The organism is Streptomyces tendae (genome assembly GCF_014650435.1).
GTDB lineage: Bacteria > Actinomycetota > Actinomycetes > Streptomycetales > Streptomycetaceae > Streptomyces > Streptomyces tendae.
Map to the genome: position 1 here is coordinate 273,615 of NZ_BMUY01000007.1, position 17,945 is coordinate 291,559.

The window sequence follows — 17,945 nt, forward strand, 5'->3', positions numbered from 1 at the left end:
GTCCGTCTGAACCAGGTCCGTCCGAACACCGCCGGTTCACCGCCCCCGCACACCCCCGGCCGCGCTCCGGCCCGGCACCTCCGTTCGTTCGTCCCCGCCCCCCGCCTCACCTTCCGTGGAGTCACCATGTCCTCAGATGACGGCAACCCGCCCGCAGAGAGCTGGCGCTGGTCCGAGACCACGTGGCGCGGTCACGTCGACGCCGTGCGCGCCGGACGGCGCCTGGTCCCCGACCGCTGGCCCGGCGACGCCCGCGTCGCCGTCGCCGTGTCGTTCGACTCCGACCACGAGACGATCCCCCTGCGCGACGGGGAGACCAGCCCGGGCCGACTGGCCCAGGGAGAGTACGGAGCCCGCACCGGCGCTCCGAGGATCCTCGACCTGCTGGCGCACTACGGCGTGCCCGCCACCTTCTTCATGCCGGCCGTCTCCGCCCTCCTCCACCCCGAGGAAGCCCGCGCCTACACGAGGGACGGGCACGAACTGGCCGTCCACGGCTGGATCCACGAGCGGAACATGCTGCTGGGTCGTGCAGACGAGCGGGACCTGACCGCACGCGCCCTCGACACGCTCACGACGCTGACCGGGCAGCGACCGGTCGGCATCCGGACCCCCTCCTGGGACTTCTCCGACTCGACCCTCGACATCATGCTCGAGCTCGGGTTCGCCTACGACTCCTCGCTCATGGCCGACGACGAGCCCTACGAGATCGTCGCCGCGGGACGCCCCACGGGCCTCGTCGAGATCCCCGTCGACTGGATCCGTGACGACGCGCCGTACTTCACGATGGACCGCTACGGCTCCGTCCGCCCCTACAGCCGGCCCCGCGACGTGGGCGAGATCTGGCGGGACGAGTTCGACGCCGCCCACCGCGACGGCGGGGTCTTCCAGCTCACGCTGCATCCCCACGTCATCGGCCACCGCTCACGCCTCGTGGTGCTGCGCGAGCTCCTCGACCACATCACGGCCCACCCGGGCGTGTGGTTCGCCACCCACGCCCAACTGGCAGACGCCGCCCGCGGCCTGCTGCACGGATCCACCTCCGTCCGTCCCGTCCCCTCGGAGCGCACCCCATGAACACCAGATCCGCCACGCCCGCAGGACCCCGAAAAGAGGAGGGCGTCGTGTCCGCCCCGGGGAAACTGAGTGCCGGCCAGCGCAAGGCCATCGTCGCAGGCACCATCGGCAACACCGTCGAATGGGTGGACTGGGCGCTGTACTCGATCTTCGCGAAGATCATCGCGGACGAGTTCTTCCCCAAGGGGGACGGCGCGGTCGCCCTGCTTTCGACCCTCGCCGTGTTCGCGGTCGGCTTCGTCATGCGCCCGATCGGCGCCGCCGTGCTCGGTGCCTACGCCGACCGCCGCGGCCGCAAGAAGGGCATGACGCTCACCGTGGCCCTGATGGCGGGGGCAGGCTTCCTGATCGCCATCACCCCCTCCTACCAGCAGATCGGTGTCCTGTCGCCGCTGCTGCTGGTCGTCGCCCGCCTCGTGCAGGGCTTCTCCGCAGGCGGCGAGTTCGGTTCGTCCTCCGCCTTCCTCGTCGAGTCCGCCGCGCGGGGCCGCCGCGCCTTCGCCGGTTCCTGGCAGCAGGTGTCGGTCGCCGGTGGTGTTCTGATCGCCTCGCTCCTGGGCACCCTCACCACCTCGTGGCTCAGCGACGACGCCCTGCACGCCTGGGGCTGGCGCGTCGCGTTCGTCGTCGGCGCACTGCTGGGCCTGGTCGGCCTGTGGCTGCGCGTCTCGGTCCAGGACACGGAGTCCTTCACCCGGACCCAGGACAGCGGCCGTACCCGCACGAACCCCGTCAAGGCGATGTTCGTCGAGCACCCGGCGGCGACGCTGCGGGTCGCCGGCATCACGATCGCGGGCACCCTCACTTACTACATCTGGGTCAACTACCTGCCCACGTACGCGAACCTGACCACCGGCATCCCGCTGAACACGGCACTGCTCTCGCAGACCCTGTGCCTGGTCGTCTTCGTGATCGCGCTGCCCTTCGCCGGAGTGCTCTCCGACCGGCTCGGGCGCAAGCCGACGATGGCCGGTTTCGCCGGCGGGTTCGTCGTCCTGGCCTGGCCGCTGCTGCACCTGCTCGGCAACAGCTTCCTCAGCCTGTTCCTGGTCCAGCTCGTGGGCATGCTGCTCATCCTCGGCTACTCCGCCAACTGCGCCGTCATCATGGCCGAGCAGTTCCCCGCGGAGGTCCGTGCGACCGGCATCGCCCTGCCCTACGCCCTGGCCGTCGCCGTATTCGGCGGCACGGCGCCGTACGTCACGACGTGGATGCACGAGAGCGGCCACAGCGACCTGCTCTGGATCTACGTGGCCGTCGCCTCGTTGATCTCCCTCGTCGTCTACCTCACGATGCCCGAGACCAAGGACAAGGAATTCAAGTGACGCGCCACGTTCTCCTCACCGGCGCCGCGGGCGGCATCGGCAGCGCCATCGCCGAGGCGTTCGCCGCCCAGGGGACGTTCCTCACGCTCAGTGACCGCGACCAGGACGCACTCCGGGCCACGGCCACCCGCTTCGGCGACGGTGCCGCGGCCCTGACCGCCGACCTGACCGACCCCCGGGCGGCTGCCGGCCTCGTCGAAGAGGCATGGAAGGCGCACGGTCCGGTGGACGTCCTGATCAACGCGGCCGGCAGCTACCCCTCTCTGGACATGGCCCAGGTCGACGCCGGGGCCTGGGACCGGCTGTTCGCCCTCAACCTGCGCGCCCCCGTTCTGACCACCGCGGCCCTCGCCCGCCTCGCCATGGCGGCGGGCCGGCCCGGCAGCGTCGTCAACATCTCCTCCGGATCCGCCCTGCGTTCACGCCCGGGCGGCGGACCGTACGCCAGCTCCAAGGCAGCCCTCGAGATGGCCACCCGGGCCGCCGCCCTCGAACTGGGCGTTCACGCCATCCGCGTCAACGCGGTCAGTCCCGGCTTCGTCCTGGTCGACAGCGACTGCAACCCCGTCTCCGCCGAGTACGCCGAGGCCATCGGCGTCAACCCGCTCGGGCGCCCGGGGACACCCGAGGACGTCGCCCGCGCCGTGTGCTGGATCGCGGGCCCCGAGGCATCCTGGATCACCGGTGAGGTGCTCCGGGTCGACGGCGGGTCGAGCACCGGGGCCCTCCAGCTCCCCAGGATCTGGCAGACCGACGGCACCCGCGCCACCGCCGCCCGCGCACCCCTCGCGGCCGTCACCACGACAGAGGAAAACGCCCGATGAGCGACACCACCCAGGAACGGACCGCCTACACGATCGTCGGCGCCGGAGCGATCGGCGGGACCCTCGCCTTCGCCCTGGCCCGCGCGGGCCACCCCGTCACCCTCGTCGACACCGACCGCGCGCACGTCGACGCCCTGCGCACCCACGGACTCGTCCTCGTCGCGGCCGACGGCGGCCGCACGAGCATCCCGGTCACCGCGACCACCCCCGACGACTTCACCGGACCGCTCGAACGCGTCCTGCTCGCGGTGAAGGCACAGGCCACCCGGAGCGCCGTCGACTGGATCGCCCCCCGCCTGGCCCCGGACGGATACGTCGTCTCCGTACAGAACGGCTTCAACGAGGAACTGATAGCACGACTGGTCGGCGGCGACCGCACCGTCGCCGCCTTCGTCAACATCTTCGCCGACGTCGCCGAGCCCGGAGTGATCCAGGACGGCGGCCCGGGTGCCCTCGTCGTCGGCGAACCCGGCGGTGCACCCGTCAGCGACCGCGTCCGCGCCCTCGTCGCCGACCTGCAGAGCTGGGGTCCCGCGCGGGCCAGTGACAACGTCGAGGGCTACCTGTGGGCCAAGGCGGGATTCGGCGCCATGCTCGCCGCCACCGCCCTCGCCGACGCTCCCATGGCCGACCTGATCGACCGTCACCGACCCGCCATGGCCCGGCTCACGGCGGAGATCTTCGCCGTTGCCGACCGGCGCGGCGTCACACTCGAGGCGTTCGACGCCTTCGACCCCCGCCCCTTCCGGCAGGGAGCGGACAGCGCCGTGCGCGATGCCGCCTTCGACCGCCTCACCGCCTGGCTGCGCACCCAGCCGAAGGACCGCAGCGGCATCTGGCGCGACCTGGCAGTCCGCCACCGCCCCGTCGAGGTCACCACTCACTACGGCGACGTCATCGACCACGCCACCGACATGGGACTGCCCACAACCCTCCTGCGGTCCGTCCTGGACGGGCTGCGCGAACTCGAGGGAGCACCGCACACGATGTCCGAAGCGCGACTCGACGCCCTCGATGCCCTCGACCGTCTCGCCCCGCGCTCCGCGGGACTGGTCCCTCCCGGGGACGAACAGGCCGGGGCCGTCCTGCGCCGGCTGGAGCTCCACAGGGAGGACATGGTCGCCGACCTGGCCGCATACACCGCCCGGGGCAGCGCCAGCGACGATCTGGAGGCCCTGGACGCCTGCCTCGCCTGGCTGCGCCAGTGGCTCGACCGGCGGCTGGGACCGCCGGAGACGGAAGAGATCATTCCGTGTGCCGAGGCCGGCGACATCATGATCCGCCGGTACCCGGCGCGCGGCGCCACGGCGGCCGATGAACGCCCGGTGATGCTGGTGGGCCACTACGACACCGTCTGGCCGACCGGCACCCTGGACGACTGGCCCTTCCGCCGGGAGGGCGACACCATCAGCGGGCCCGGCGTCTTCGACATGAAGGCGGGCCTCGTCCAAGCGGTCTGGGCGCTGCGCGCGCTCGACGTGCTCGGCCTGCCCCGGCCGGCCGTAACCCTCGTGCTCAACGGCGACGAGGAGACCGGAAGCCTCGCGTCCCACGAGGCCCTGGTCGAGGCGGGCCGCGACTGCCGGCTCGCCCTGGTCTTCGAAGGCGCGGCCGACGGGGCCATCAAGACCGCCCGCAAGGGGGTCGGCCTGTTCACCCTCACCGTCACGGGCAGCGAGGCCCACGCGGGACTCGACCCCACCGCGGGAGCCAGCGCGGTGGACGAACTCGCCCGCCAGATCCTGCGGCTGACGGAGCTGCGCGACCACGCGGCCGGAACCTCCCTCAACGTCGGAGTGATCGAAGGTGGGACACGCAGCAACGTCACGGCCGGCCGCGCCCATGCCCATCTGGACGTCCGCGTGGCCACCGACGCCGAACGGCGGCGCATCGCGCAGGCCCTCGCCGACCTGCGCCCCGTCGACGCCCATACGCGCCTGGAGGTCACCGGGGACTGGAACCGCCCCGTCTTCGAACGCAACGAAGACGTCGCGGAACTCGCGGACCTGGCCAAGGCCTGCGCCCGTCGGCTCGGCCACGACCTCGCGGAGGCGTCGGTCGGCGGAGCGAGCGACGGCAACTTCCTCGTGGCAGCCGGCATACCGGTGCTGGACGGCATCGGGGCGGTCGGGCACGGCGCCCACGCCCGTTCGGAGCGCACATCCGTGTCCGAAATGATCACCCGTGCCGCGCTGGCTGCCACCATCCTCACTACGCTCGCCGAGAAGTGACACCCGCCTTGTGGCAGTTCGGCGCGACACCGGCCGTCAGTGCCCGACGCCGCGCATCAGTCCCTCGAGGTCGCGTTCGCCGGCCGGTGTCTGCGCCCCGGCCCGCAGCCCCCCGCTGATCAGGTGCTGAGCGGACGGCAGACTGAACGTGGAGGCCCAGGCGTCGTTCTCACGGAGAAGTCCTGCCGTGAAGTCGTCGGCGGGCAGCGAGTGCTTGACTGCTTCGATGACACCGTCGGGCAGCGCGGCGATGTTGCGGGCGACGCGGTCGACGTACTCGTCGAGCTCGTCGGCCGGCAGGGCCCGGTTGATCCATCCGTAGGACGCCGCCGTCCGGGCATCGAACAAGTCGGCTGTGAGGATCACTTCCAGTGCGCGGTTGCGACCCACGCGGTCTCGGAGGTACTGCGTTCCGCCTCCGCCGGGGACGATGCCCATGAGCGCTTCGATCTGACCGAGCCCGGCGGTCTCGACGGCGCCGAATGCCATGTCCGCTGCGGCCACGAATTCTGCCCCGCCTCCGCGGGCCTTCCCGGCGAGCTTCACGATGGTCACCTGCGGCTGATGGCGTATCAGCTCACCGATCGCCTGGAACACGTTGACGTCGGCCGGCGCGGATGCGGCGAGTTCCTGGAGGGTGTCCATCTCCTCCCCGATGTGCATGTCCACGTGAGCAATGAAGAATTCAGGGTCGGCGCTCGAGAAGACGACCACGCGGACGGAGGGATCGTCCTTGAGGTCCGTCAGTACCGTCCGCAGCTCGCGCATCATCGCCGTGCCGAGCGCGTTCACCGGGGGATTGTCGAGCACGATCCGGGCGACTCCGTGTTCGCTGCTCACGCGCAGGGTCGAGTAGGCATCGTTCGTCACCAGGTTCTCCGGGTTCCCGTAGGCCATATAGGTTTGCAATGCATACCTACCGTCGGCGGTGACGCCCAGATGGTCAAGAACGCACTTTGGGAGTACCTGGGATCGTGAAGGACACTGGTTTGCAAGGCGTGGACGCCGAACAGCGGACGGTTTTCCGGGCGGACTGCCCCAGTCGGCCGATCCTCGACCAGATCGCGGACAAGTGGTCGATGATGGTGATGGCGCTGCTGGAGCGGCCCACCCGGTTCAATGAACTGAAGCGAGGGCTGGAGGGCATCACGCAGCGTGTCCTCACCCAGACACTGCGCCGACTCGAGCGCAACGGCATGATTCGGCGCACGGTGCTGGCGACCTCGCCGGTCGGCGTCGAGTACTCGCTCACACCACTGGGCGAGTCCCTGCGCGAGCCGTTCGGCCATCTCTACGACTGGACCGTGGAGCACAGCGGAGAGATCCAGAACTGCCAGCGGGCGTACGACACCAGGGCTGACGCACGCCCGCCTGTTCGGTGACGTCGCGATCCTGCTACACCGTCTCTGTGAGAGCCCCCGCCCGCGCCGCAATGCCGGCCCCGAGACTTGCACCTCACACTGATGTCAGGTTCTACAGTGGCGAGCGTCGGATGAACACGTCATCCCGGCCACGTCGAAGTAAGGCAGAGCATCATGCGCGCAGCCCGGTTCCACGCATACGGCGGAGTGGAGACGCTGGTGGTCGAGCAGGCCCCCGACCCGCATCCAGGACCCGGTGAGATCCGTGTCCGCGTCGCGGCGGCCGGCGTGAACCCCATCGACTGGAAACTGCGTTCCGGCGCCCTGCAGCAGTTCCTTCCGGTGGAGCTGCCGGCCATCCCCGGGCGGGACGCCGCCGGTGTGGTCGACGAGATCGGCGGGGGAGTGCAAGGCGTGCGCGTCGGCGACCGGGTCTTCGGGCTCGGCGGGGTCACCGGCGCGAGCGCGGAGCTGGTCATCCTCTCGGCCTGGGCGCACGCCCCCGCCACGTGGAGCGACGGACAGGCAGCGGGCGCCGGTCTCGCGTCCGTGACCGCCATGCGTGGCCTGAACGCGCTCGGCCCCCTCGCCGGGCGCACTCTCCTCGTCGAGGGTGCCGCCGGAGGCGTGGGCAGCGCGGCAGTCGAGATCGCCGTGGCCCGGGGCGCCGCCGTGATCGGGACCGCCGGCGAACGCAACCACGAGTTCCTCTCCTCCCTCGGCGCCGTTCCCACCACCTACGGCCCCGGCCTCGCCCAGCGCCTCACAACCCTCGCTCCGCGGGGCATCGACATCGTGCTCGACACCGCGGCCTCCGGTTCCCTGGCCGACCTCGTCGCGATCGCGGGCGACGCGAAGCGCGTGGCAACGGTCGCCGACCACGTGGGCGGCCGGCGCCTGGGCACGTATGTGGTCAACGCGGAGAACGACTCCGCCCTCCTGTCCGCCGCGGCGGAACTGGGTGGGCAGGGCCGCTACACCCCCCGCGTCGAAGAGACCTACCCCTTGGAGCGGATCGCCGACGCCCACGCGCACGCCGAGCGTGGACGCACCCGGGGAAAGCTCGTGATCTCCGTCTGAACAGGCCCGGTCACAGGAGGGTGGTGCGGGAGCGGCGGGAGCGCCGGCGGCGGCCGGCAGCCGGGGCCACATGGGAGTTTCATGTGAAGTCTGGGTCCCTCGGCCGCCGCCGTCGGTGTTTGACCACGTCAGAGCGTCGGGGCTCCGACGAGGCTTTCATGTTCGTCCAGATCCGGCTCAGGTTGTGCGGCCACATTGGTGGCGTGCAGGTGACCGTCGCGTGCACAGCACCACCGGGTCTGGAGTTCCGATGATCGAAGTACGAGGTCTGACCAAACGCTACGGCGAGGTCGTCGCCGTGGACGAGCTGACCTTCGCCGTGCGTCCCGGAGAAGTGACCGGCTTCCTGGGACCCAACGGCGCCGGCAAGTCGACGACGTTGCGCATGATCCTGGGGCTGGACGCCGCCACGTCCGGTACGGCGACCGTGTCCGGGCGGCCGTACTCGGCGCAGCCCGCACCCCTGAAGGCGGTCGGAGCCCTGCTGGACCCGGGCGCCGTGCTGCCCAGCCGCACCGCGTTCCACCATCTGATGGCGCTCGCCGCAGGCAACGGCATCCCGCGCGCCCGGGTGGGCGAGGTCCTCGCGGAAGTCGGTCTGGAGAAGGTGGGCCGACGCCGTGCGGGGGCCTACTCCCTCGGTATGCGCCAGCGGCTGGGCATCGCCGCCGCTCTGCTGGGAGACCCTCCCGTGCTGGTCTTCGACGAGCCGCTCAACGGGCTGGACCCGGAGGGCATCGTCTGGATCCGCTCGCTGATGCGGAGGATGGCGGCCGAGGGACGCGCCGTGCTGATGTCCAGTCATCTGATGAGCGAGACGGAGCTCACCGCCGACCACCTCATCGTGATCGGCCGGGGAAAGCTGATCGCCGACATGACCATGAAGGACTTCATCGCCGCGCACTCCGAGCGCGAGGTCCTGGTCCGCACGCCACAGGCCGAAGTGCTGCGAGAGCTGCTGGCCAGTGCCGTCGGGGTACGGGTCGAGGACCGCGACACGCTGGTCGTGACCGGGCTGGAAGCCGCGGAGATCGGCGCGCTGGCCTCGATGAGCGGCGTGGAGTTGCATGAACTCACCCCGCGCCAGGTGTCCCTGGAGAAGGTGTTCATGGACTTGACCAGCGAGGCCGTGGAGTACCGCACGGAGCAGATGGAGCGGACGGAGCCGGAGAAGGTGACGGGCCGATGAGACAGACCACCGTGCGTCCGGCCTCCGAGCCCACGAGGTTCCGGCCCGGGCGGTCGCCCGCACGGCGGCTCCGGGCGGTTCGGCGTCGCGAGCGCGAGGCGGGCGGGGCGGCGAGCTTCGCGCACTGTCTGCACGCCGAGTGGATCAAGATCCGTACGATGCGGTCGACGCTCTACGTGCTGCTCGGCACCCTGGCCTTCTGCGCCGGCCTCGCCGCGCTGAACGGCTCGTCGGCGGGCGACGAGTTCGCGGGCCTGAGCCCGGCGGACCAGGCCGTCTTCGATCCGCTGGCCACCAGCCTGCGGGGCTACCTGATCGCGCAGATCACCCTGGGCCTGCTGGGCGGTCTGGTCATCACCTCGGAGTACGGCGCGCGCACGATCGTCTCCACCCTCACCTCCGTCCCGCACCGCGGGCGGGTGCTGACGTCCAAGGCCGTGGTGCTGGTGGCCGTGGCGTTCCCGACCGGGCTGGTGGTCTCGTTGACCGGGTTCCTGGTCGGCCAGGCGGCCCTGTCCGGGGCCGGAGCTCCGCATCTGGCGCTGTCCGACGGAGAAGCACTGCGAGGCATCTTCGGTGGGGGCCTCTACCTCGCACTGGCCGGGCTGTTCGGACTCGCCCTGGGCACCGTGATCCGCTCCACCACGGCGACGGTGACGACACTGTTCGGGGTGATGCTGATCGTCCAGCCGTTCGCCCCGGCGCTGCCCGGCGGCCTCGGCGACTGGGTGACGACGTACTGGCCGCCGATCGCCGGCGGGCAGATCATCACCTCCTACCAGGACCCGGACCTGCTCACCCCCTGGGCGGGGTTGGGCGTCATGGCCGGGTGCGTGGCCGTCATGATGGGGGCGGCCCATGCCGTCTTCCGCAAGCGTGACGCCTAGCGGGGCGCGACAGTGAAGGCAGAAGGCCACCGACCGGGGACGGGTGCCATGACGGTGAGACAACGACTGCTGCTGGTCGAGGACGAGCCCACGCTGCGTGAGCTGCTGTCCGCCAGCCTGCACCTGGCGGGCTTCCAGGTGATCCCGGCCGAAACGGGCGCGCAGGCCGTCGACGCGGTCCGCGAGGAGCGGCCCGACCTGATCGTCCTGGACGTGATGCTGCCCGACTTCGACGGCTTCGAGGTGGCCCGCCGCCTGCGAGAACATCCCGCGGGCCACCACGGCACACACCCGCCGATCCTCTTCCTGACCGCCCGGGACGCCGCCGAGGACCGCATCAGCGGCCTGCGGGCGGGCGGGGACGACTACGTCACCAAGCCCTTCAACCTCGAGGAACTGGTCCTGCGCATCCAGGCCGTACTGCGCCGCACCAGCGGCCGCCGCACGGACGGTCTCCTGGTCGTCGACGACCTGGAACTCGATCCCGGCAGCCATCAGGTGACCCGGGGCGGCCAACAGGTGCAACTGTCCCCGACCGAGTTCAGTCTGCTGCGGGTGCTGATGGAGAACGCCGGGCAGGTCCTGTCCAGGGAACAGCTCCTGGACCAGGTGTGGCACTTCGACTTCAACGGCGACGACTCCATCGTCGCCTCCTACATCAGCTATCTGCGCCGCAAGGTCGACACCCGGGAGCCGAAGCTGATCCACACCGTGCGCGGCACGGGCTACGTCCTGCGCAGGCCGCGCGCATGAGCGCCACGGCCTCGCGCTGGTCCCTCGGCCGGGTGTCGCTGCGCGGCCGCGTCGTCACCATCAGCCTGCTGCTGGTCGTCGCCGCCCTGCTGACGAGCAACGCCCTGCTCGTCACCCTGCTGGAACGGCAACTGACGCAGCAGTTGGACGACCGTCTGCGCACCATCACCACCGCGGCCGCGCGGCTGCCGATCCCCGCCGAGGTGCCGGACGGGACGCCCTCGGCGGCGGCCGACACGGCGGAGCGCGAGCTGGTCGGCGATGTCTACGTGGCGTACCTCGACGCCGAGGGCCGGGCCGGGCGCACGCTGCGCCTGGCCACGGGGAGCGCCCCGGAGCTTTCCGCGCTCGACTCCGAGGCCGTCGCGGCCCGCGACGGCCGCCCCTTCACGGTCCCGGCCGAGGACGGCGGCGAGTGGCGTGTGGTGGCCATGCCGCTGCATCCCGCAGGGACGTCGGTGACCGGCCCGACCGCCGCCAACGGCAGCGTGGTCGTGGCCGGTTCGCTGGCCGAGGTCAGTTCGACGATGCGGCATCTGGGCGGGTGGATGCTGGTGATCGACTCCCTCGTCCTCGTCCTGCTGGGTGTCGTCGCCTGGTTCGCGCTGCGGGCCGGTCTCGGACCGCTGCGGCGCATCGAGACGACCGCGGCGGCCATCGCGGGCGGCGACCTCACCCGCCGCGTCCCCCGACCGGTCACCACCCGCACCGAACTCGGCAGGCTGTCCGCGGCGCTCAACGGCATGCTGGACCGGATCGAGGCCGGCGATGCCGACCGCGCCGCCACCAACGAACGCATGCGCACCTTCATCGCGGACGCCAGCCACGAACTGCGCACCCCCCTGTTCGGCATCAAGGGCTTCACCGAGCTCTACCGGATGGGCGGCATGCCGCGACGCGAGGACGTCGACTCCGCGATGAGCCGGATCGAGCACGAGGCGGCCCGGCTCGTGCGCATCGTGGAGGACCTGCTGCTGCTCGCCCGGCTCGCCGAGGAACCGACCGCCGACACGCACCTGCCGCTTCGGATGACCCCGATGGACCTGCGCTCACTGGCCGCCGACGCGCTGCACGACCTGCGGGCGCTGGCTCCCGAACGTCCCGTCACCCTCACCGGCCCGGACGGCGGCCCGCCCGGTGTCGCCCCGGTACTCGGCGACGAGTCGCGTCTGCGCCAGGTGACCTCCAACCTCGTCGGCAACGCCATCGCCCACACGCCGCCCGGCACACCGGTACGCATCGGGGTGGGGACTCTGGGAGACCGGGCCGTCCTCGAGCTGAGCGACGAGGGACCGGGAATGACGGCCGAGCAGGCCACCCACGTCTTCGACCGCTTCTACCGCGCGGACACGGCCCGTACCCGCACACACACCGGAGGAGCCGGGCTCGGCCTGTCCATCGTCCACTCCCTGGTGACCGCTCACCACGGCCGCGTGGACGTCCGCACCGCCCCCGGCCACGGAGCCACCTTCCGCATCCTGCTGCCGCTGCACACCGACACCGGTAGCTGAAGACCCCCACCCCGCCCCAACACCCGCACCCCAACACAAACCGAAGACCCTCTCGTCGGTCTCGCGGACACCTCGGCATGCCTGCCCTGGGCTGTCGATGCCCCGAGGCCCCGGGTGAGACGCCCCGTGAGGGAGACCGAGTGTCCCCGGCACTCAGAATTGGAGACATCTCTTCATGTCAACTTTCCTGCATCGGGTGGCCCACTGGGCCTTCCGAAGGCGCCGCACCGTGGTGCTGGTGTGGGTGGCGGTCCTGGCAGCCGTGTTCCTCGGCGCCGTCAGCTCCTCGGAGGCACCCGAGGACTCGGCGTCCCTGCCGGGGATCGAGTCCCAGCAGGCGTTCGACCTGCTCGACGAACGCTTCCCCGGTACCGAGGCGGACGGGGCGCAAGCCCGTGTCGTCTTCGTAGCCGCGGACGGGCAGCGGGTCACGTCCACGGCCAACCGGTCGGCCGTCGACACCCTCGTCGACGAGGTCGCCGCCGGGCCGCAGGTCGCCGGGGCCACCAGCCCCTTCGACGCCCACGCGGTCAGCGAGGACGCCTCCACGGCGTACGCCACCATCACGTACAGGACCACGGCCGACGACCTCACCGAAGCCAGCAAGGAGGCACTGACCGAGGCGGTCGAGCACGCCCGGGACGCCGGCCTGACCGTGGAGGTCGGCGGCTCCGCCCTGGAGACCGAGCCGGCCCAGGGCATCGGGGAAGTCCTCGGCATCCTCGTGGCCGCGGCGGTGCTGCTCATCACCTTCGGCTCGCTCGCCGCCGCCGGTCTGCCGCTGCTCACCGCGGTTCTCGGCGTGGGCATCAGCCTGGCCACGATCACAGCGCTGGGAAGCGCCCTCGGATTCTCCTCCACGGTCGGTGAACTGGCGATGATGCTCGGCCTAGCCGTCGGCATCGACTACTCCCTGTTCGTCGTCTCCCGCTACCGCGAGGAACGGGCCAAGGGCCATCAGGCGCAGGAGGCGGCCGCCCTGGCCGTGGGCACGGCAGGCAGCGCGGTCGTCTTCGCCGGGCTCACCGTCGTCATCGCCCTGCTGGGCCTCTCCGTAGTCGGCGTGCCCACCCTCACCAAGATGGGAATCGGCTCCGCCGGGACCGTCCTGGTCGGCGTCCTGATCGCCCTGACCGCGGTGCCGGCGCTCCTGGGCTTCTGGCCCGACGCCGTTCTCCCGCGTCGGGACCGCGAGGGCGCCCGGCGCACCCGCAGCAGGCGTCCGGGCCGCTTCGGCAGGAACAGGACCTGGACCTGGAACTGGACCTGGAACTGGACCTGGAACAGGAACAGGCAGGGGACAACCCCGGCCGGCACGGCCAGGACACCATGGGGTGTGCGCTGGGCACGGTTCGTGACGCGACGGCCGGTGGCGGTGCTGTTCCTGACCGTTGTCGGCCTCGGGGCGCTCGCCGTACCGTCGCTGAACCTGCGGATGGGCATGCCGGGCGCCGAGTCCAAGCCGACCACGACCACGGAGCGCCGCGCATACGACGCTCTCGCCGACGGATTCGGACCGGGCTTCAACGGTCCGCTGACCGTGGTCGTCGACGTCAAGGGCGCCGAGGACCCGGCAGCGGCCGTGACCGCCGTGTCCGACCGTCTCGCCGACACCGAGGGAATCGTCTCCGTCTCACCGCCGCACTTCAACGAGGCGAAGGACACCGCGGTCGTCTCCGCGGTCCCGTCGACCGGCCCCGCCGGCGAGCGGACGCAGGACCTGGTGCGCACCATCCGTGACGAGCGTCCCGCGATCGAGTCGGCCACCGGTGCCGAGTTCCAGGTCACCGGCACCACCGCGCTGAACATCGACGTGGGCCGGAAGATGCAGGACGCCCTGGTCCCCTACCTCGCGGTCGTCGTCGGCCTCGCCTTCCTCCTCCTGATGGTGGTCTTCCGCTCGATCCTCGTGCCCGTCAAGGCCGCACTCGGCTTCCTGCTGTCCGTGGGCGCGGCCCTCGGCGCCATCGTCACGGTCTTCCAGGAGGGCCACGGCGCGGGCGTCTTCGGTGTCGAGGAGACCGGCCCGATCATGAGCACGATGCCCATCTTCCTGGTCGGCATCGTCTTCGGCCTCGCCATGGACTACCAGGTGTTCCTTGTTTCCCGGATCCGGGAAGCGCACATCCACGGCGAGCAGCCGGGCCAGGCCGTCGTCACCGGCTTCCGGCACAGCGCCCAGGTCGTCGGCGCGGCGGCACTGATCATGATGGCGGTGTTCGGCGGCTTCATGACGGGTGGCGAGTCCATGGTCAAGATGGTCGGCTTCGGCCTGGCCAGTGCCGTGTTCTTCGACGCCTTCGTCGTCCGGATGGCGTTCGTGCCCGCCGTCCTGGCCCTGCTCGGAAAACGCGCCTGGTGGCTGCCGGGCCGGCTGGACCGGCTGCTCCCACGCGTCGACGTCGAGGGCGAGACACTCACGAGGCGCGTGCCGGCCCCCGACGACGCGTCCGGGGACGACGACCGCCGGGAACCCGTGACGGTCTGACATACCCACCGACCGGGCCGCTCGCGGTTACTCTGCGAGCGGCCCGGGCCCCGCAAGCCACGGCGAGCCCTGGTGTTCCACTCTCTAGGCGCCGAGCGTCAGAGCTGGGACCCGCCGCCGTCCACGGCGAGTTCGGCGCCGGTGGTGTAGGTGGCGTCGAAGGCGAGAAACAGCACCGTCGTGGCGACTTCGAGGGGCGTGCCCATGCGGAGCATGGGGTTGTCGGCCGCCATCTGCGCCTTGGCCTGATCGGCGGCTTCCCGAGGCATCGACTTCTCCAGGATTCCGGAGTCGATCGGGCCGGGGCTGACCGCGTTGACACGGATCTTGCGCGGGAGCAGCTCCCGGGCCAGGCTGCGGGTCATGGAGCGCACCGCCGCCTTGCCGGCCGCGTACGCGCTGAGCATGGGAAGTCCCAGCACGTTCGCCACGGAGGTGGTGAGTACGACGCCGCTGCCCTCCGCCAGGAGCGGAGCGAGCTTCTGGATCGTGAAGTAGGGGCCCTTGGCGTTGATGGTCAGCAGTTGGTCGAAGAGTTCCTCGCTGGTCGCCTCGAACGGCGCGAAGCCGTTGACGCCGGCGTTGGCGAACAAGGCGTCGACCGTGCCGAACTCGGCCTTCACCCGGTCGGCCAGCGCGTCGATGTCGGGCAGCGACGCAGCGTCGCTGCGGACCGCGACCGCACTCCGGCCGAGCCGGTCACGGGCGGCGTCCAGAGCGGCCTGATCACGTCCGGTGATCAGCACACGTGCCCCTTCGTCCACGAGCAGTTGCGCGGTGGCCAGTCCGAAACCGCTGCTGCCGCCGGTGATCACCACACGCTTGCCTTCGTACTTGCCCATGTCGGACATACTCCCTCTGTGAAAACGGCTGTTGGCTCCGTCCGAGCGGTCCCTCCCGGCCGGACACCAACGAGTCAACAACCGCCCGAACCGGGCGTCCAAGACCCGTTCTGCACCCCGTGATGCAGGATCTGCATCACGGGTACGCTGCCGGTATGTCCGACGCAGAGCCGCCCACCACGTCGTCCCCTCCCGGCCCCGACCTGGATCTGAGACTGGTGCGGTACTTCACCGTCGTCGCCGAGCATCTGAACTACGCCCGGGCCGCCGCGGCACTGCACATCGCCCAGCCCTCCCTGAGCCGCCAGATCCAGCGGCTGGAGGACGCTCTGGGCGTGCGCCTGCTGGAGCGCTCCAGCCAGGGCAGCCGCCTCACCGCTGCCGGCGCGGCCTTCCTCCCGCAGGCACAGACCCTCCTGCACACGGCTCACCAGGCGGTGCTCGGCGCACGCGCCGCCGCCCCGCCGCGTACGGTCACCGTCGGATACGTCGAGGACCTCGTCATCACCCCCGCGGTGCGGGACCTGCGCCGCCGTCACCCCGACGCCCACGTCCGCACCCGTCACCTGGACTGGGACGAAGCCCGTGCCCTGCCCGAGGGCCGGATCGACGCGCTCGTCGTCCGCACGCCGCTGCCGATCCCGGACGACGGTCTGGACGTGACCGTCCTGTACGACGAACCCCGGGCTCTGCTGGTGCCCTCGGCCCACCGCCTCGCCGGGAAGGAGTCGGTCACCCCGGGCGACTTCGCCGACGAGCCCCTCGTGGCCTGCGCCGGTATGGCGGCGCTGTGGACCGGGTTCTGGCGGCTCGACCCGCGTCCGGACGGCAGCCCGGCTCCACTCGGTCCCATGCTCGTGGACACGTTCGAGGACAAGCTCGAAGTCGTCGCCGACGGCCGGGCCATCGCCCTGGTGCCGGCCGACGACCGGCGTGCCACACTCCGCGACGACCTCGCCACCGTCCCCGTCGAGGGAGTCGAACCCTGCCAGGTGGTCGTCGCCACGCGCCTCGCGGACGCCAACCCGCTCGTCGCCCGCTTCCGTGAGTCCGCGAAGCGCTTCCTCGTGCGCGAAGACTGACCCGGCCGGTACGGACGTGCTGCTTCAACCCTGGTTCAGCCGGTCCTGACGGGCGTCAGGGTGAACCCGTCGTTGGGCTTGCCCGCGAGGAGGTCTGCCAGCCCGCCGCTGAGTGCGTACGTCGTCCTGACCGGTCCCTCGGTCACGTCGCTGGTGACGGGGTCCGTGACGGTGTCGGTGACGGTCACGGTCGCCGTCTTCCAGCCGTCTTCGGGGTTCACGTGCTGGATCCGGGCGGGCTTGCCGGTCAGCAGGCCGCTGCTGACAGCCGTGATCGAGCCGTCGGCCAGGAGCCGCATGCCGGCGGTGGGGGAGGCCAGTGGTGCGGACAGCCTCACCTTCTGCGCGTCCTCTGGACGCTGGACCGGCACCCGCACCAGGGAGCCGTCGGCCATGGCAATGATCAACTGGTCGCCCGCCACGTACTCCACCGCTGCCATCCCCACATCGTCCAGGAAGTCGGGGATGTCGAGGGTGCCCTGGAGCAGGTCGTCACGGAGGAAGACCGAGGCGTTGCCCTCGGGGTCTATGCGGAACACGGTCGGAGTCAGCTCGTCGACGGCGTACGCGGTGCCGTCGGGCGCCACCGTCACGTCGGAGATCAGGTGCTGCTTGCCGTCCAGGGTGAGCGCGGTCAGGTCGACGCACCAGTTCTGCTCCCCGGTCTCCAGGTCGTAGCTGCCGACACCGGCGACTTTGAACGGGGCGTCCTTGCGGGAGCGGTCGGCGGTGCCGTAGTCGACGTTGCTGACCAGGACACGGCCCCGTTCGCGGTCGATGTTGACGGCCTGCGCCGACACGATCTGCGGATCGTCGATGAAGGTGCGCACCTTTCCGTCCGTGCCGACGGTGGAGACCGTGCCGTGCTTCAGAGAGCCGACGTAGAACGACTTCGACGGTGCGTCGAAGTCCAGCGAGTGCGGGAAGAGGTTCGCACCGTCGGCCTTGACGACCACGGGCGTCTGCTGCTTGTCCTGCCCGACCTGCTTGTTCTGCGCGGTGCTGGGCCGCTCGGAGCCGGAGTCCGAGCCGGAGGAGGAGCCGCCCGAGGCCAGCGCGGTCCCGGTGGCGGCGGCGACGACCAGCGTCGCGCTCGCAAGGGCGATCCTCAGCTTCGTCTTCTTGTTCATAGTCCTTGTTCCTGGGAGGGGTTGGGGCGGACGGATTGGATGTACGGATTGGGCGGAGGCGCCGCGAGGACTTCGGCGAAAGCGGTGACGGGGGTGGTGGACATGGGTGGTGCCCCCGGTGGAAGTGACAGGGGATGAACAGTGGCAAAAAGCGGTGCAGGCGCG

15 protein-coding genes are annotated in these 17,945 nt (G+C 71.0%); 12 read left to right on the top strand and 3 right to left on the bottom strand.

Features of this window, described 5'->3' with window-relative positions; translation table 11 throughout:
* Positions 1-126: 126 nt before the first annotated feature.
* From IE258_RS20380 to IE258_RS20395, 4 genes are read left to right on the top strand one after another with little or no spacing between them, the layout of a single operon-like run.
* Positions 127-1,077, top strand: coding sequence for a polysaccharide deacetylase family protein (locus IE258_RS20380; protein ID WP_189745491.1), 951 nt, complete (start codon positions 127-129; stop codon positions 1,075-1,077).
* Positions 1,074-2,402: an MFS transporter gene (locus IE258_RS20385; RefSeq protein ID WP_229892269.1), complete on the top strand. Its 1,329-nt coding sequence runs from the start codon at positions 1,074-1,076 to the stop codon at positions 2,400-2,402. The genes IE258_RS20380 and IE258_RS20385 overlap by 4 nt, the downstream gene beginning before the upstream one ends.
* Positions 2,399-3,226, top strand: coding sequence for an SDR family NAD(P)-dependent oxidoreductase (locus IE258_RS20390; protein WP_189745492.1), 828 nt, complete (start codon positions 2,399-2,401; stop codon positions 3,224-3,226). Before IE258_RS20385 ends, IE258_RS20390 begins: the two co-directional genes overlap by 4 nt.
* Entirely contained in the window at positions 3,223-5,457 is a 2,235-nt protein-coding gene (locus IE258_RS20395) for a 2-dehydropantoate 2-reductase (protein ID WP_189745493.1), read from the top strand. Before IE258_RS20390 ends, IE258_RS20395 begins: the two co-directional genes overlap by 4 nt.
* Before the next feature lie 36 nt (positions 5,458-5,493).
* Here the strand turns inward: IE258_RS20395 and IE258_RS20400 are convergent, their stop codons facing one another.
* On the bottom strand, positions 5,494-6,327 hold the full coding sequence (locus tag IE258_RS20400) for an enoyl-CoA hydratase/isomerase family protein (RefSeq protein WP_189745494.1): 834 nt from the start codon (positions 6,325-6,327) through the stop codon (positions 5,494-5,496).
* A gap of 104 nt (positions 6,328-6,431) precedes the next feature.
* On the opposite strand from IE258_RS20400, the gene IE258_RS20405 reads away from it, so the two are divergent.
* The 7 genes from IE258_RS20405 (at position 6,432) to IE258_RS20435 (ending at position 14,726) form a co-directional block, all read left to right on the top strand.
* Positions 6,432-6,839 carry a winged helix-turn-helix transcriptional regulator gene (locus IE258_RS20405; protein ID WP_373309825.1) on the top strand — a complete coding sequence of 136 codons (408 nt, stop codon included), beginning with the start codon at positions 6,432-6,434 and terminating at the stop codon, positions 6,837-6,839.
* A gap of 153 nt (positions 6,840-6,992) precedes the next feature.
* Positions 6,993-7,898, top strand: a complete 906-nt coding sequence (locus IE258_RS20410) for an NADP-dependent oxidoreductase (protein WP_189745495.1) — start codon at positions 6,993-6,995, stop codon at positions 7,896-7,898.
* Between the two features lie 250 nt (positions 7,899-8,148).
* Entirely contained in the window at positions 8,149-9,087 is a 939-nt protein-coding gene (locus IE258_RS20415; protein ID WP_189745496.1) for an ABC transporter ATP-binding protein, read from the top strand.
* Positions 9,084-9,974 carry an ABC-2 transporter permease family protein gene (locus tag IE258_RS20420; protein ID WP_189745497.1) on the top strand — a complete coding sequence of 297 codons (891 nt, stop codon included), beginning with the start codon at positions 9,084-9,086 and terminating at the stop codon, positions 9,972-9,974. The genes IE258_RS20415 and IE258_RS20420 overlap by 4 nt, the downstream gene beginning before the upstream one ends.
* Before the next feature lie 48 nt (positions 9,975-10,022).
* Positions 10,023-10,727: a response regulator transcription factor gene (locus IE258_RS20425; RefSeq protein ID WP_189745498.1), complete on the top strand. Its 705-nt coding sequence runs from the start codon at positions 10,023-10,025 to the stop codon at positions 10,725-10,727.
* Positions 10,724-12,238 carry a sensor histidine kinase gene (locus IE258_RS20430; RefSeq protein ID WP_189745499.1) on the top strand — a complete coding sequence of 505 codons (1,515 nt, stop codon included), beginning with the start codon at positions 10,724-10,726 and terminating at the stop codon, positions 12,236-12,238. The genes IE258_RS20425 and IE258_RS20430 overlap by 4 nt, the downstream gene beginning before the upstream one ends.
* Positions 12,239-12,413: 175 nt before the next feature.
* Positions 12,414-14,726, top strand: coding sequence for an MMPL family transporter (locus tag IE258_RS20435; protein ID WP_189745501.1), 2,313 nt, complete (start codon positions 12,414-12,416; stop codon positions 14,724-14,726).
* A gap of 98 nt (positions 14,727-14,824) precedes the next feature.
* On the opposite strand, the gene IE258_RS20440 is transcribed toward IE258_RS20435, so the two are convergent.
* A complete protein-coding gene (locus tag IE258_RS20440; RefSeq protein ID WP_189745503.1) occupies positions 14,825-15,568 on the bottom strand; it encodes an SDR family oxidoreductase in 744 nt (247 codons plus the stop codon).
* A 155-nt stretch (positions 15,569-15,723) separates the two neighbouring features.
* Between IE258_RS20440 and IE258_RS20445 the strand changes: the two genes are divergently transcribed.
* On the top strand, positions 15,724-16,650 hold the full coding sequence (locus IE258_RS20445; RefSeq protein WP_189745505.1) for a LysR family transcriptional regulator: 927 nt from the start codon (positions 15,724-15,726) through the stop codon (positions 16,648-16,650).
* 35 nt (positions 16,651-16,685) lie between these two features.
* Here the strand turns inward: IE258_RS20445 and IE258_RS20450 are convergent, their stop codons facing one another.
* Positions 16,686-17,780, bottom strand: a complete 1,095-nt coding sequence (locus IE258_RS20450; RefSeq protein WP_189745507.1) for a hypothetical protein — start codon at positions 17,778-17,780, stop codon at positions 16,686-16,688.
* Between the last annotated feature and the right edge of the window lie 165 nt (positions 17,781-17,945).